Origin of the sequence: Streptomyces katrae, assembly GCF_000966975.1 — a bacterium.
Lineage (GTDB): Bacteria > Actinomycetota > Actinomycetes > Streptomycetales > Streptomycetaceae > Streptomyces > Streptomyces katrae.
Genome location: NZ_JZWV01001347.1, coordinates 1 through 521 on the forward strand (window position 1 = coordinate 1; position 521 = coordinate 521).

The window sequence follows — 521 nt, forward strand, 5'->3', positions numbered from 1 at the left end:
GCCTCCGAACGCCGCTGGAGCAGCAGGTGCTCGGTCCGCCCCCGCGCGTAGGAGTCGGCCAGGGGCACGCAGAGCAGCAGCGCGGCGACCCCCATCAGCACCATCAGCACCGCGAGCAGTCTGCGCCTCACGAGCCCGCGTCCCGCTCCCCGCGTACGGCCGGGGCCGCGCCGAGCTGGTAGCCGAAGCCGCGCACCGTGCGCACCAGACCCGGCCGGCCCGTCTTGGCGCGGATGCCCGCCACGTGCACGTCCAGGGAGCGGGAGGCGGCCAGGAACGCGTCGCCCCAGATCCGGTCCAGGATCTCCTCGCGCGCGTGGACCTCGTCCGGGCGCGCGGCCAGCAGGGCCAGGACGTCGAACTCCCGCCGCGTCAGCCTGACCTCGCGCCCCGCCACGGTCACGGTCCGGCCCGCCGGGTCCACCTCCACGTCCCCGGAGCGCACGGCCCGGCCGCCGTCCGCCGCCCCACCGCCCGGCCCGCCCTCGGGGGCCCGCGTCCGCCGGCGTACGGTGTCGATC

The 521-nt window shown here is 78.1% G+C and carries 1 protein-coding gene; it reads right to left on the reverse strand.

All coding sequences use genetic code 11. From position 1 onward, the window contains the following. Nucleotides 1–127: 127 nt before the first annotated feature. A partial coding sequence (locus tag VR44_RS37065) for a winged helix-turn-helix domain-containing protein (RefSeq protein ID WP_045952068.1) occupies nt 128–521 on the reverse strand: 394 nt, incomplete at its 5' end.